The organism is uncultured Subdoligranulum sp., assembly GCF_937890665.1.
Map to the genome: position 1 here is coordinate 1 of NZ_CALADU010000018.1, position 13,436 is coordinate 13,436.

Genomic DNA, 13,436 nt, shown 5'->3' on the forward strand with positions numbered 1-13,436 from the left:
TCATCCAGTTCCCCGGGCACAAAGTCCCGGGGCGTGACATCGGGGCCCAGGACGGCATCCAGCCAGCCCCGGGCGTAGTCCAGAAGTTCCTTGTTTCCATCCAGCTGCCAGACCTGGAGCATCCCCCACAGGAACACCCCCTGGTGGTAGTGGAAATGCCCTTTGGGGGGCAGGTCCTGTGGCGCAAACCGCCCCATCATCGTCTCGCAGGCCCACCGGGCCAGCGCCATCGCATCGTTCACGAAACCCCTCCCGCGCGTTTTATACTAGAAGATCTTGCCGGTTCGATACCAGTATTGTAGCACGGGAGCTCCATCCCGGTCGGGGGAAGAAACCGGCTTTTTCGGTGCACAAAACCGGGTACTTGCAAGGCGTTGGGCGTACGCTTGTTTGAAGCTGAAATTTTCATGGTACCTTTACATAGCCCAGCGGATCCGTCAACACCCCGCCAACACTCACCTCAAAATGCAGGTGGTTTCCCGTGGAATCCCCCGTGCTGCCTACATACCCGATCACCTGCCCGGCGGTCACAGGTTGTCCCGGTGATACGGCGGTGGCGGTCATGTGGGCGTAACGGGTGGAAAGGCCGGCTCCATCGTCGATCAGGACCTGATTGCCGAAACTGTTGTTCCAGCCGCTGATCAGCACGGTGCCACTGTGGGCGGCCAGGATCGGTGTCCCACCCGGCGCGGGAATATCAATACCGCGATGGCCGGGATTGCCGAAGGCGTCCGCTTCCCCGAAGTGCGTGGTCAGCGTGGTATGTCCCGGTAAAGGCCAGAGCAGTGTTCCGTCCCCGGCGGGCGGGGTGCCGGTGCCAGCGCCAAGGCCCGGACCGCACAATTCTACCAGCATGGGGCGCATCTCGTCGGAAAGCAGCAGGTGCAGAATATCGCACTGATCCTGCGTGAAGTGGTAGTCCGCGGCCAGCGTATCGACCGTTTTGCTGCGAATGGTGATGTGAAGAATCCGTTCTACCTGTGGCGGAGAGGGTGGTTTTCCCTCTCCGCCTTCTTCGTTGCCGGAAGCCGGGATCTCGATCGTTTCCACGCGGCTGTCGATCTGGTGCATCGTCCAGAAGGTATCAATCAGCAGGTCGGCCTTCTCCCGGTCTATCACAATTACATCGTCATCACCGTTCAGGTTATGCTGAACGGCAAAAACGGCCAGCACCTCCGGCCAGTAGCTGGCCCAGGTGTGACCGTCCTCGTATTCATAGTGGAATTCGGTGCTGCTGCATTCGGGATGGGCAGCTACCAGATCGTTGATGGCTTCTCCAAATTCCGTGTTGGCTTCCAGCACAATGTCTGCAATCGGGATGCTGTGCGGGTCGTTGCTTTCGTCGGCAAACAGGATGGCGGCTGCCGCGCCGATCACCAGCGCCAGAACCAGTACCATGCCGCCTGCTCCCACCAGGTAGAATAAGGCGCTTGCTACTGCGCGGGCGGCATGAACCGCCAACTGCCTTATTTTCCGAAACAGATAGTGGGCTATGCGCTGTAGCCGCTCCCGTACCGGTTTGCTGGTGGTTTGGGGAAGTTTGGGCGGCGGCAAAGCAACGGCGGCTGTGCGCCGGGCTTCGGCTTCAGCCAGCTTTTTTCGCACCGCTTTCACCAAAATCTGGCGTTTTCGCAATTGCTGGCGGCGATCCCCCGAAGAAAGCTGGACAGGTTCGCTTGGTGCCGGTGCATCTATACGCCGCTGCGCAGAAAGTCGAGTGGTCTGGTTTTGAATCGCCTTGCGGCGATACTGTTTTCGCCTTGCCGCCGCGCGGGGCGCAGCAGGTTCAGCGGTATCATGGGGACAAGGAATAGAGCCTTCTTCCGGCAGGCTGTTTTTTTCAGACAGCCGTTTTTGAAGCATTCGGCGGTACACGGCATACGGAATTTTGGCAGAGCGGAAGGTGAAATCCCCGGCGGTTGAGGCTGCATCCCTGGCGGCTCCCTCCACCTTCTCGGCGGCATAATCTTCAGCAGGCTCTCTGTCGGCAGTATGGCGGAGGTCATCCCCCGTTTTCCGGGCCTGTGCCTGGGCTTTATACGCGGCAGAGCGCGCCGCCTTTTTTGCCACAGCTTTGGGAAGGCCCGGTTTCTTTTTCGCAGACATCCTTTAGCGTTCCTCTTTTTCTTTGGTGTTTTTGGGGGCGTGGCGGCCCATCAGTTCTGCATAAACGGTGGGGGTTGTCTTAAAGCATCGAATCCCGGACGCCGTGTGGGCAAAGCGTTCCTTCATTTTCTCCATCTGATCGGGTGAAAGGCTGCACAGGTTGCTCCCGGTGTTTGTATAGTGCAGACCGCACAGGAAAAAGTCCCCGGCGATTATATTCTGAATTTCGGGCAAAACCCGGTTTAACGGCTGCCCTGTCAACTTGCTTTCGTCATTACAGACAAGCGCGATTCTTTGGTCGGGCCAGGGGTAAACAATCTCGGTGGTTCCCTGCACCAGTTCCTGCAAATTTTTGGGCGTATGGGAAATGGTTTTTTCCACCGGGTATTTTCCGGGCTGAACCAGCAGAATGCGAATTTTTTCTTCCATCATAAGAACTCCTTTGCGTATGATCATTCGGGGGATTGGATCGGGATGAATATCCGGCGGACGGCGGAAGGGGCGTTACCTTTCCCATTTCGGCGTCAGGGGGGAATGTTCGCGGCAGTATTCGGGGTAACGCAGACGGATGCCCTCCAGCATATAGGGGGCAAACTCACAATCGAACAGGTCATAGGGCGTAGCGCCGCCGTCGCTGTTCCAGCCGTTCCAGAGATTAAAAGCCAAACGGGTAAGGCGTTCGGACCCGCCGGTTTGCCAGCCGTCACAGATACATTCGGGCCGGATGCAGTCCTCCTCGAAATTAAAGATTTTCTGGATGTTGCGCCGGGTATCATCACAGGCCCCCATCAGGTAGAAAAAGGCTTTGTGATAGGGGTCGTTCTTTCCGATTCGGTTCAGTGTTTGGTTGTAAAAGGCCAGGTGTTCACGGTCGGCAAAGAGGATTTCGGATTTCATCATGCACTCCTTTTTAGGTAAACCAGCAAAGCTGGGCATCTTCATTGTGAAACAACAGGTCATAATCCGAGAACTTGAACTCCCGGTCAAACTTTTCTGTTGCTTTGTTCGGTAAGGCTTGCAAGGCAAGCATTTCACGCCACAGGTCCGGGTGATGGTCATACAGGCGGCGCAGTTCGGAAAGTTTGGCGTTGGGGCAAAACCAACAACCGTTTCGGTTTGTAAAGTCATAGATCGGGGAAAGCAGTCCGTACTGGCAGCAAAGGTTCCGTGCGTCTGCTTCGCTGCACGCATATTCCAGTAAAAGAGAAGATTGGTTCCCACGCAGGCGCAGCAGCCGGTCTTGCTCATCGCTGGCAAGTCCGATATATTGCTGCGTACCGGGCGGCAAGGTTTTCATGTATTGGCGGATCGGGCGGAGTTTACAGTCCCGCTGGATGTTGCAGCGGCCGCACAGGGGAAAACTTTTCAGCTTCCCTTTGCCCGTGCCGCGCTGGATGATCTGCGTAAAGCACGCTTTATATGTCAAGTCGGACCGCAGAACCGTTATCTTTAAGCCCGCCTGTTGCAGCCAGGGAATGGCGGTTCCATAAATGAAGTCGCGGTGTTCCGGCACTTCGCCGGAAATATTCTCGTCGAACATTACTTCGCAGTACACGACTTCATCCAGGGGCCGGTGGTGCATCAAAGCCAGGATCACGGTGGCAAGGCTGTCTTTCCCCATGCTGCAAGAGCAGATTGTTTTCGGCATAGTTTTTCTAAAAAAGGTGCGGCCCTGCGTTTGCAAGGCCGCTTGTTTGCAGAAAGGTCAGTTTTCCATCTCACCGGGTTTGGTGGTCAGGAGGCGGTAGATTTTGGTGTTGGTGGGGTGGTCGTTCACAAAGGGAATCAGGTTATTGCCCATCTTGAGGATTCCCTGGCCGGGTTTGGCCAGCTTCAGGTAATTCTTCTGCGGGTCGGACAAACCATACAGTTCCACCACACTGTCAATGTCCTTTGTCTGGCGCAGCATACAGACAAACTCACTGTTTGCAAGCATCGCATACGCCGTGTCATTGGTCAGGCAGTCCTGTACATTCTGCGTAATGCCGGTAGCATAAGCATTGTACTTGCGGAACCGCTTCCAGCTGGTGTAGAGAAACTGGGCGCTCAACTGGTCCCGCAGAAGCAGATAGATCTCATCGAAATAAACCCAGGTGGCGGCGGCGGGGTCGTTGCGCTCGTTGCTCATAACGCAGGTATTGATGTATTCGAGCATCGACAACATGGCTACAGGTTTGAGCTGGTCGCCCAGGCTTTGGATATTGAAGCAAATCAGACGGTTGCTCATATCCACATTGGTGGGGTGGGCGAACATATTCATACTGCCCGTGGCAAACAGTTCCAGCGCCAGCGCGATCTCGTGGGCGCGTTCCTGGCGCTGGGCCTTGAGGTCGTTGTAAAGATCGGTCAGTGTGGGACAGAAGGCTTTGTAGCCGGATTGGATCAGCGGTTTATAGATGTGTTTCAAGCTGCGGTCGATCAGGCTCTTGTCCCCTGCCTGGATATTTTCTTTTCCCATGATCTGCTCACAGAGGGACAGCACAAATTCCGCTTTGGCGGTATGCGGTTGAATCTTGGTGGCGGGGTCATAGGTGAAGTCCAGCGGGTTGAAGTAAGTCGTGCTGTCTACGGAAATATCCACCACAATGCCGCCCAATTCACGCACCAGCGGGCCATATTCATTTTCGGGATCTACGATATAGAATTTGGCGCGGGGAAACCGCAGAAAAAGTTCCAGGATCTCCTGTTTGACGAACAGGCTTTTGCCGCCGCCCGATGTGGCAATGACCATGGCATTGCCGTTGATCAGGACGGTGCGCAGCCCGATGATGAGGTTGCCGCTGATCGCGTTGACGCCATAGTAGATGCCGCCCGGAACCAGAACTTCCTGGGTATTGAACGGAACCAGAGCGGCGACGCCTTTGGTGGTCATGGCGCGCAGGTTGGCGATCCGGCGCAGACCATAGGGCATGGCTGTGTTGAAGGCGTTTTCCTGCTGCCAGCGCATCTCGGTAAAACGGCAGTTAAAGTTCCCCGCTGCGGTTTTCAGCGCATCGGTTTCCTGCCGCAGTTCTTCGAGGGTATCGGCAAAGAATGCAGCGGTCAGCAGGGTCAGGAACATCTGCTGGTCGTGGTCGGACATATCGCGCTGCCATTGGTTCAAGGTGTTTTCTTCTTCCTGGGTGCGCTGCGGGACGTTGGCAGTAAAGTCCAGATTATCCACACTTTTGCGGTTGAAGCGGACCTTGTCGGCGTCTACTTTCATGCGAAAATCTGTCAGGGGCTTATAGGCATCTTCGGTTTCAATGGGCACAAAATCCAGTGTGAGGACGATGTAGGGCACCTGCTGCAGCAGCGTGGAGATCAGTTTATCATCCATGCGCTGCGGGAAATAGGATATGGACATACACTTCGCCATGCGGTCATCCATTTCGATATGGTCGCGCTTGAACTCAATGCAATCCGGGGCCACGTAGTCCCGAAAATCCTCGCCCAGCTTTGTACAGCGGTCGAGATCAAATTCAAAGCGGGATTCCTCCCCTACGCGGAAAAAATTATGAAGAATGCGCAGCCGCTCTGTATTGTCTACGATCCGCACGGTGCTGCCCAACTCGGACAGGATGTTGACCAGATGGCCCTGTACCTGGCGCAGCCGTTCGCGTGCGTCGCTGACGCGGGGCTTTTGGGTGGAGATAATCACATACTTGCTTTGCAGTACATTCCCTGCCTGCGATGCACAGGCCACCAGTTGGCGATTTTTCTCCCCGCGCAGATCATCGTGGCCGTCGTTGGCGCGGTGGTACAGCACGTCGCGCTGGAAAAGCCCATCGTCCATGCGCTGGCTGACAATGGTCATCTTGACGGTGCAGTCAGAAGGAACCCCGGCATAGAGTTTCCCATACACCTGCTGGATTTCTTCCTTCTTGCTGTCGGATACCATGGCATAGTTGATGTCAGATACGCTCCACATTTGGCTGTATACATGGCCGGAACGCCACATGCCGTCCTCATAGATACGGTCGATAGGGATGCTTTTCTGTACGGATTTGGGTGTGCTTACCCCGCCCCAGGTATTCCGGGTAGAGGCGTATTCGTAGAGTTTCAAGGGTTCGGGTTCTCCTTCCTGCTGCGCGGGAATCCGCGCTTTTTATGGGCTTGCGGCCGGGGTTCAAAGCGATTCTCGGCGGCCCACATACGGGGGCCGGACCGAAGAAATTCCGTTTCAAAAACGGCTTTCAAAAATTGCCAGACGGTTAGTTGGTCATACTGAAAAAAGCCAGCCAGGGCAAAAGGGGTGGCGGCGACGATGCAGACCCAACTGACAGTTTCCTGCCCAAGCCAGGGCTGCAAACCGAAGTAGACGGCCACGGCGGTGCCTACGGCGACGCCGGACCAAAGAAGCTGCCGCAGGGACAGGCCCATAAAGACATCTTCCTCATAGTGCTGGAATTCCTTGTTGATGTTGACTTGCAAAATCTCACCTCCGGGAATACAAAAAATAGCGTCCAGATGGAGGTGGCCATCAGGACGCTGTTGAAGGAAATATTTATATAAAGGAAAACGGCGAAAAATATCGAATGGAGCTTCCAGGTTGAACTCATTTGGAAAACTGCTGCTTAAAAGGTGTTTTTTGAAAATGAATTCAACTTTTTGTGCTCCAAAAGTTGAACTTGGCTGAATTTTCCATGGGTTTAGAAAATGGGGAAAAACGCCCTTGACGGACGGTCGATGTCCTCAACAGCCAGAGGCAGATACAGCAGTTTATACGCCATATGTTCCCCTTATCTTGTCCCAGACTTCCTCGTGGGAAGCCCATTGGGTATCCGGGGTGGCCGCCTGCTGTTTGGCTTTGCACAGTTCTTCCTGTACATAGCGGAAATGCAGGAATTCCTCGTACTGCGCGTAGTCCTCCATATTGATCAAAACGGTATCGCCCTTGCCGTTGTTGGTGATGATGACCTGATTGTGGTTCTTGACAAGGTCGGAGATCTCGGCATAATGATTGCGCAGGTCCCGGGATGGACGGACAAATGTTTGCATCATAGGGATCACCTCTCTGTCCTTGTTGTATCACAATTTGACTACGTCCGCAAGGGCTTTTTACAGCCCCATCATCTCGTGAATGATGCGGTCGGACCCTTTGATAAGCCCCACAAGGACCAGCATATTGAAAACAGCTTCGGCCAGGAAGCTCCAAACCATGGTGGTGGCTTCCCCGCCTGTTACGACCGGGGTGCCCACAAATCCCGCGTAGATAATGCAGGCCAACACGATCACGGCCCCCTCCATGCAGACCCCTACATAGGTTTTGAGGAAGGCAACGCCCACCGACTGGGTGCTGTCGCCGGCAAAAGTTGCCAGTGGGATCGGAGCCAGGGCTGTGTACATATAAAGGCGGAAGAAGCGCCCGTATACCGTGAGAATCATAAGGAAAGACAATACCGTGATGAAAAGGCTGCCCAGGATTGTGACGAGCCATAGCGGAATGCTGGCGAGAAAGCCCACGTTTTCGATGGCTGCCTGGACTTCGCCAGGCAGAGAAACCATCGCCTGGGAGATGCCGCCCATGCTGGAAGCCATCTGGCTGACAATACCGTTGCAGACCTCAAAGACATTGAGCATGATTTCCATGCCGTAGCCTACTGCCGTTTTGGCGGCGACAAAGCGGATCAGGTAATGAAGGGCCGCTTCGGGGCGTTTCAATTCGTGGAAATTTGCGGTGTTTTTAAAAAGGCTCATAGCGAAAAACAAAATCACCAGCGCATAACCGATTGCCAGCATGGCACCGTGGATTGTTTGCATGATCCCCCAAACCGCGCCGCCTTTGAAGGTGGCGGGGCTGGTAGTGACCAGATCCCACAGTTCGGCCAGCTTCCCGTTCCAGGTGGCGAAAGCGTTGTTCAGATTTTCGACAATCCAATTTTGGTTCAAATAAAATCACCCCCTTAAAAAGAAATGCCGCCATACCGTAGAGCGCGGATGGCGGCGGAGAATATGGCAGGCATAAAAATAAGGGCTGGTGCATGCACCAGCCCTCTAAAAACCTATCTTTACAGACGGATTTTTGTTCTGTGCTTTTATTTTATACAAGAGATAGGTGCATGACAATGGATAAATCGATCAACACGACTTCGCTGTTATGGATGAAGAAAAGCAACTCTGTTACGCCAGAATCAGGTCGAGAATATCCTTGGCAAAGTAGATGACAATGCCGCCGAAAAAGGTCATGAAGCCCTGTGCCCGTTGCCCGGCGTCGTGGCTTTTGAGGGCAAGGCCGATTTGCACCAGGCCGAAACCCAGCAGGATCGCGCCAATGGCTTTAATGGCACTGAACACAAAATCGCTCAGGTTGTTGATGGTGGTCAGCGGGTCACTGGCGGCAAAAACGGGGGTGGCCGTCAGCAGGCAAAGCGCCGCCGATACAGCCACAGTCAGATACGTGCGCTTCACCTTATCCGCATGGCTGCGGATAAGGCGGGGGGATTTTTCATTACAGTGCATAATCGAGTTCCTCCAAATCAATCAATTCATAGTTGTTGAGGGTTTCTTTCGGAATTTTGTCGGGTTCTACGGTTTCCAGTTCCTGGGGCGAAATGGAAACCGCCATCTGCATAAAATCGTAGGGGGTTACATAGGGGGCCGCACCACCGTCCGGGGTCAGTTTGATGTTGGGGTGTTTCATCAAATCATATTTCCTGTCCACCACCGGGTCTTCTGAGCGGAACAGTAGCAAAGCGTCATCATTGCTCATGCGGCGGATCTCGTCCGGCGTAGCCAGATCGCGGGCGGCTTTTTGCTGGCTTTCGCTGGATGAACCATGACTGCCGCGCCCGATGCTGTGGGATACGGTACGTTCAGTTTCCTTGCCCAGGATCTTGGACAGATATTCAAAGGTCCCGTATTCGTTGCCGCCCAGGTAGAGGAGGGAATCGCAGTTGCCTACGATTCCCTCCCAATCATCTTTGAACAGGCTTTTGAGCTGCGCGATGCTCTGCAGAATAATGTCGCAGCTGATATTGCGGCTGCGGCAAACCGAAAGGATCTTCTTGAAGTCTTTCGGCAGGGCTACGTTGGCAAATTCGTCCATCATCAGGCGGACATGAACTGGCAAAGCACCTTTGTAATCGGGGTTGGAATCCGCCAGCCGGAACAGTTGGTCGAAAATCTGTGTGTACAGCATGGTGATAAGGAAATTGTAGGTTTCGTCGTTATCCGGGATGACACAAAAGATTGCCCGCTTTTGCAGCCCAAGCTGCGGCAGGAAGGTTTCGTCCTTTCCCGTCATATAGGCAAACTGTTCCGAGTTAAACATATACAGGTTGGCGGCGGCAGAAATCAGAACGGATTGCAGTGTTTTGGCGTTGCCCAACTGGAAACTCTTGAACTGCAAGACTGCCGGGTGGTCCGGGTCGCGTTCCTCCAATTCGGAAAAGAGCATTGCCAGCGGCGCGGGATAGCTTTCGTCTTCCGATACCTGCCCGTTCAGAATCATGTACATGACGGTGGAAAGGTTTTGTTCGTTGGCGGGGGCTTCGTAGAGAAGGAACAAAATAATGGCCGAAATCAGCATCATGCTGGAATCATCCCAAAATTTGTCCGCACTGCCAACGGCATCTTTGGGCTTGGTGTTGTGGACGATGGCGTGGGCCAGCTTGATGGCTTCTTCGTCAGTTTCCAAGTAGGCCATCGGGTTGTAGTGCCCCTTAAAATGAACCAGGTCGATCACCGTGACGGCGGTGCCCTGGGATTCAAACATTCCGCCCAGGTCCCGCAGGATCTCCCCCTTGGGGTCCAGGATGATATAGGAACCGACGCTCTGCAAAAGGTTCGGTTTCACATAAAAGCGGGTCTTGCCCGCGCCGGACCCGCCGATGACGATGACGTTCAAGTTGTGCCGGTGTTTATGCGTATCCATCCCCATTTTGACATTCTGTGTAAAAATGTAGTTGTTGGCGGGATGGCGGCGGTCCTGGTATTTGCGATTGAGCGCTCTGGCGTTCCCCCACCGTGCAGTACCATACTCTGCACCGGGCCGCAGATCGGCCTGTTCCGTAAGATAATAAACCACCAGCATCGGGTACAGAATGCTGACGATCAATACCAGCTTGGGGGCGTCGGCAGTCCAGCGGACGGAAAGCGGTGCGTTGACAAGGCGGCTTAGAATTTCCAGCATTTGCGCAAGGTTGCCCGCTTCACTGTGTGCTTGTGCCAGGGCGACGGCCAGCCAGAGCAATGGCACAAAAAGAATAACCCACAGAAGATACTCTGTGGGAGTAGGCCCGTGACGGTTCATCGCCCGCCGCCTTTGCAGGGATTTTTGGGGGATTTTGGGAAGATAAACGGCTCCATGGTATTATCGCTCCTTATTCTGGTCAGTGCGCGCCTTGTCCGGGACGGCCTGTTTGCCGATTTCCATGGCCCGTGCCCTGAAATTACGGATAGCAAGCCGTACAGAGGGTTTATCCATCGAAGTAACCTCCTGATTGGTTTTTTCTGAACCAGCCCGCTGAATCGGCAAGGCGCTTTCGCACCGATAGCGGGTCGCTGCGTTTTTTCTCTCAAACTTCTTTTCTTTGGGAATCGCGTATCCCATGCGCTCAAATATGCGGTTGAGTTTTGCCACATCTTCTGCGCGGGTAAGGATGTCCAAAAGTTCCCCTTCCCCGTTCTTCTCTTTGATGGCGGCAAAGAGAACCCCGTACTGCTTGGCCTGCTGGTGGAATTCCTTTAAGTCGGATTGCTTCAAGGGAAAGACCTGGAGTTCCTTCCCGTCTTTCAAAAGTCGGTCCAGGTTGGTTTTTCCGCGCATTTTGGGGTTATCTTTGGCCAGGGCTATGGCGATGGCGGCCAGATTTTTGGCCCCCAACGCACTGAGTTTTACAGAACTTTCCAATATTTCGATGCTTTCCCGGACCATCTGGTCCGCAGCATCACCGCCTGTACTCATGGCGTTCTCTCTCCCTTCGTTGATTGATTTGTTCGCGTTCCTGTTCGGCCTTTCGCTCTGCAGAACGCAGGGCGGCGATTTGTTGACGCAGATGTTCGGCATCCTGTTCGATGGCGTCGCAGATTTGCAATTGCTTCCGTAAGGTACGCAGTTCTGCCGTTAGTGCCTGGATTTCCTGGCTCAGATCGGCCTTGTTCCTGCCGTTGGCCGTGTTGGATCGGCGTTTATACAGCGTTTTCCGTTTGACCGTCAGACTGCCCAGCTTCGCGCTGATCTCTGTGCGTTTCCGCTGAAGATCTGCTGTGGATTGGATGTTGTTTTCCCAAAGAAACTGAGCCTGCTGCGTATATCTGTCAAAGGTACGAAAATCGTTCCAGAGAAGAAAATGCGTTTTCCGCGAAGAATTTCTCCGCCTTTGCGCTTTGCCGAACAGGTAAAGATAGTGGTAATACAGGGCCATAAAGCCCGTGATTTTTTTGTGGTCGTGCTGACGGTAAGTACGATGCAGGCGGCCCCTTTTGCGGACCAAAGGGTCGGCAGCGAAGCGCCGAACCGACGTATGGTCCTGGGGGCGCTCCAACCTGGCGCGCAGTTCCTGTTCACTGTATCCGGGGCCAAGGGATTTGAAACGGATTGCCCGTTGGGAACCTTTGGGCCGCAGTTTGGCATATTTGACATGGCGGCCATAGCTGACTTCATATCCCATCTGGTTCAAAGTTAAAATAAAGGTTGTCCAGTTGACGGCACGCGCCAGGGCGCGGTCCACATCTGATTTAACAGTGCTGCGCACTGTGGGGCGTCCGCTCTTTTCCGCTGCCCACTCCCCGTAGTTCTTTCCTGCCCCTTTGGGAATAATGATGTTTAGCCGGTTTTCCCGGCACAGATCATCAGAAACTTGCCGGATGCCTTGATAGTAATCGCGGAACTGATTGCGGTACATTTTACCATCTGTAAAAGACACGGAGTTAAATACAATATGGTTATGCAGATGGGCATGGTCCAGATGGGTGCTGACCGTTGCCTCATAGTGGGCGGCCAGACACCGTTTGGCAAATTCGCAGCCAATGTCATGTGCCTGCTGCGGCGTCACTTCGCCGGGCTTGAAACTCTGGATTAGGTGGTAGGCCAGTACATGGCCTTCGCTGTTCTTCCCCCACCGTTTCCGGGTTGCGGTCATGGTGGTATAGGCATTGGCCGGGTCGCAGTTGAAGCCGGTTACATACAATTGATGTTCGGTCTTTTTGGAATTTTGGGTGTAGTCCAGCAGGCGGGACAGATCTTCTTCCGAAAATCGCTCCGTTTTGACTGGGTTGGCGGTATAATCCAGACACCGCGCCAGATGGTTCTTCACCGCTTTGATTTTGGTGTAGGCCATAAATTTCTGATGTGGATCGTCCCCTTTCGTTGTTATGAAAAAAGCCGACTTCCTTATTTATATAAGGAAATCGGCTTTCGTAGTTGGTTTGATTCTATTTTTCAAAACTGCGGGTATCGGTGTTGACGCGCTTTAGGATGGCGTCCATCACGCTATCTTGCAGATAGCCGGGGTCCAGTTCGCTTTTCTGATAATGCAGATAGGGCATTTGGCGGGATTCCGTGACCAAAAGGTCGGTAAAAAATCGCTCCCAGCTAAAATATTGGCTGCTTTCCACATACTGTGCCGGATCGGCAAGGATGGCCGGAACCTTTTGGCTGTGGATCACGCCTGATTGCAGGATCAGCCATTCAAAAGATTCGGGCAGATAGATGCTCAAAGGCCGTACATGGACCAAGGAAAGAACCCGTTCCATCTCCGGCCCAAAAGCGGCTCCGTCTGCGATCACCAGAATTTCCTTCTCAGGGCTGCAATCCAGAATGGCCTGATACATGCGCGCCTTGCCGCCCGCGCTGATGCACTCTATGCCGTACCGTTTACAGACCGCAGAAAAGAACGCAAATCCAGCGTTGGAATCTTCCACGATCACGGTGTCCGGCCGGGTGGGCAGGTCGGTGGCCGGGGTGTACAGCGGGTAGAAGCTGCTGTACAAACGCCTGGTCCCCTGGTAGCGGTTCCCGGCGTTGTTCTTGATGCCGTACACTTCGGTGATGCTGTAGGGCAGCGAGAACAGGCTGGTGCGGGTGGCGATCACATAGTAATTGCTGCTTGCACGGGCCGCTGCGGCAAATTCGTGGGTGGCTACAAACGGGTCCCCCTCGTCGATAAAAACGATGCTGTCCTGGATCTGCGCCAGATTCAACTGCCAGTTCATCGCTGTGAGGACAACGCAGGGACGGGCACACTGCACCGTGACGCCGCTGCTCTCCCCATTGGACTGGTGCGCCGCGATCATATCAATCAGGGTGGTTTTCCCTGTGGCGCTGTCCCCCCGCAGGATCGTGAGATTCCGGTTTATGGTGAATTTGTACTGCACCCGGCGGTTAAAGACTTTGATCGGATAGGAGC

At 54.1% G+C, this 13,436-nt stretch carries 14 protein-coding genes; all 14 read right to left on the reverse strand.

Going from position 1 to position 13,436, the window contains the following annotated elements:
• A partial coding sequence (locus tag Q0526_RS00930; RefSeq protein WP_298729954.1) for a glycoside hydrolase family 88 protein occupies positions 1 to 242 on the reverse strand: 242 nt, incomplete at its 3' end.
• Between the two features lie 163 nt (positions 243 to 405).
• Entirely contained in the window at positions 406 to 2,106 is a 1,701-nt protein-coding gene (locus tag Q0526_RS00935; protein WP_298729956.1) for a M23 family metallopeptidase, read from the reverse strand.
• 3 nt (positions 2,107 to 2,109) lie between these two features.
• On the reverse strand, positions 2,110 to 2,538 hold the full coding sequence (locus tag Q0526_RS00940) for a DUF3846 domain-containing protein (RefSeq protein ID WP_298729958.1): 429 nt from the start codon (positions 2,536 to 2,538) through the stop codon (positions 2,110 to 2,112).
• A gap of 72 nt (positions 2,539 to 2,610) precedes the next feature.
• Positions 2,611 to 3,003, reverse strand: a complete 393-nt coding sequence (locus Q0526_RS00945) for a DUF6075 family protein (protein WP_298729972.1) — start codon at positions 3,001 to 3,003, stop codon at positions 2,611 to 2,613.
• Between the two features lie 13 nt (positions 3,004 to 3,016).
• A complete protein-coding gene (locus Q0526_RS00950; protein WP_298729960.1) occupies positions 3,017 to 3,754 on the reverse strand; it encodes a phosphoadenosine phosphosulfate reductase in 738 nt (245 codons plus the stop codon).
• Between the two features lie 57 nt (positions 3,755 to 3,811).
• The gene (locus Q0526_RS00955; RefSeq protein ID WP_298729961.1) at positions 3,812 to 6,151 is read right to left on the reverse strand and encodes a VirB4-like conjugal transfer ATPase, CD1110 family; all 2,340 of its coding nucleotides are present in this window, start codon (positions 6,149 to 6,151) and stop codon (positions 3,812 to 3,814) included.
• Entirely contained in the window at positions 6,148 to 6,519 is a 372-nt protein-coding gene (locus tag Q0526_RS00960) for a PrgI family protein (RefSeq protein ID WP_298729962.1), read from the reverse strand. The genes Q0526_RS00955 and Q0526_RS00960 overlap by 4 nt, the downstream gene beginning before the upstream one ends.
• 288 nt (positions 6,520 to 6,807) lie before the next feature.
• Positions 6,808 to 7,089 carry a type II toxin-antitoxin system Phd/YefM family antitoxin gene (locus tag Q0526_RS00965; RefSeq protein WP_298729964.1) on the reverse strand — a complete coding sequence of 94 codons (282 nt, stop codon included), beginning with the start codon at positions 7,087 to 7,089 and terminating at the stop codon, positions 6,808 to 6,810.
• Between the two features lie 57 nt (positions 7,090 to 7,146).
• A complete protein-coding gene (locus Q0526_RS00970; RefSeq protein WP_298729966.1) occupies positions 7,147 to 7,977 on the reverse strand; it encodes a hypothetical protein in 831 nt (276 codons plus the stop codon).
• A 231-nt stretch (positions 7,978 to 8,208) separates the two neighbouring features.
• Positions 8,209 to 8,547, reverse strand: a complete 339-nt coding sequence (locus Q0526_RS00975; RefSeq protein ID WP_298729968.1) for a TrbC/VirB2 family protein — start codon at positions 8,545 to 8,547, stop codon at positions 8,209 to 8,211.
• Positions 8,537 to 10,339 (reverse strand): VirD4-like conjugal transfer protein, CD1115 family, encoded by a 1,803-nt coding sequence (locus tag Q0526_RS00980; RefSeq protein ID WP_298729969.1) that lies wholly within the window; start codon positions 10,337 to 10,339, stop codon positions 8,537 to 8,539. The genes Q0526_RS00975 and Q0526_RS00980 overlap by 11 nt, the downstream gene beginning before the upstream one ends.
• Positions 10,340 to 10,399: 60 nt before the next feature.
• The gene (locus Q0526_RS00985) at positions 10,400 to 10,993 is read right to left on the reverse strand and encodes a PcfB family protein (protein WP_298729970.1); all 594 of its coding nucleotides are present in this window, start codon (positions 10,991 to 10,993) and stop codon (positions 10,400 to 10,402) included.
• Positions 10,977 to 12,368: a relaxase/mobilization nuclease domain-containing protein gene (locus tag Q0526_RS00990; protein ID WP_298729971.1), complete on the reverse strand. Its 1,392-nt coding sequence runs from the start codon at positions 12,366 to 12,368 to the stop codon at positions 10,977 to 10,979. Before Q0526_RS00990 ends, Q0526_RS00985 begins: the two co-directional genes overlap by 17 nt.
• Before the next feature lie 94 nt (positions 12,369 to 12,462).
• A partial coding sequence (locus tag Q0526_RS00995) for a translation initiation factor 2 (RefSeq protein ID WP_366522011.1) occupies positions 12,463 to 13,436 on the reverse strand: 974 nt, incomplete at its 5' end.

Coding starts and splice junctions, on each gene's coding strand:
- Q0526_RS00935 (WP_298729956.1), bottom strand. CDS start 2,106: ATGTCTGCGAAAAAGAAACCGGGCCTTCCCAAAGCTGTGGCAAAAAAG.
- Q0526_RS00940 (WP_298729958.1), bottom strand. CDS start 2,538: ATGATGGAAGAAAAAATTCGCATTCTGCTGGTTCAGCCCGGAAAATAC.
- Q0526_RS00945 (WP_298729972.1), bottom strand. CDS start 3,003: ATGAAATCCGAAATCCTCTTTGCCGACCGTGAACACCTGGCCTTTTAC.
- Q0526_RS00950 (WP_298729960.1), bottom strand. CDS start 3,754: ATGCCGAAAACAATCTGCTCTTGCAGCATGGGGAAAGACAGCCTTGCC.
- Q0526_RS00965 (WP_298729964.1), bottom strand. CDS start 7,089: ATGATGCAAACATTTGTCCGTCCATCCCGGGACCTGCGCAATCATTAT.
- Q0526_RS00975 (WP_298729968.1), bottom strand. CDS start 8,547: ATGCACTGTAATGAAAAATCCCCCCGCCTTATCCGCAGCCATGCGGAT.
- Q0526_RS00980 (WP_298729969.1), bottom strand. CDS start 10,339: ATGAACCGTCACGGGCCTACTCCCACAGAGTATCTTCTGTGGGTTATT.
- Q0526_RS00985 (WP_298729970.1), bottom strand. CDS start 10,993: ATGAGTACAGGCGGTGATGCTGCGGACCAGATGGTCCGGGAAAGCATC.
- Q0526_RS00990 (WP_298729971.1), bottom strand. CDS start 12,368: ATGGCCTACACCAAAATCAAAGCGGTGAAGAACCATCTGGCGCGGTGT.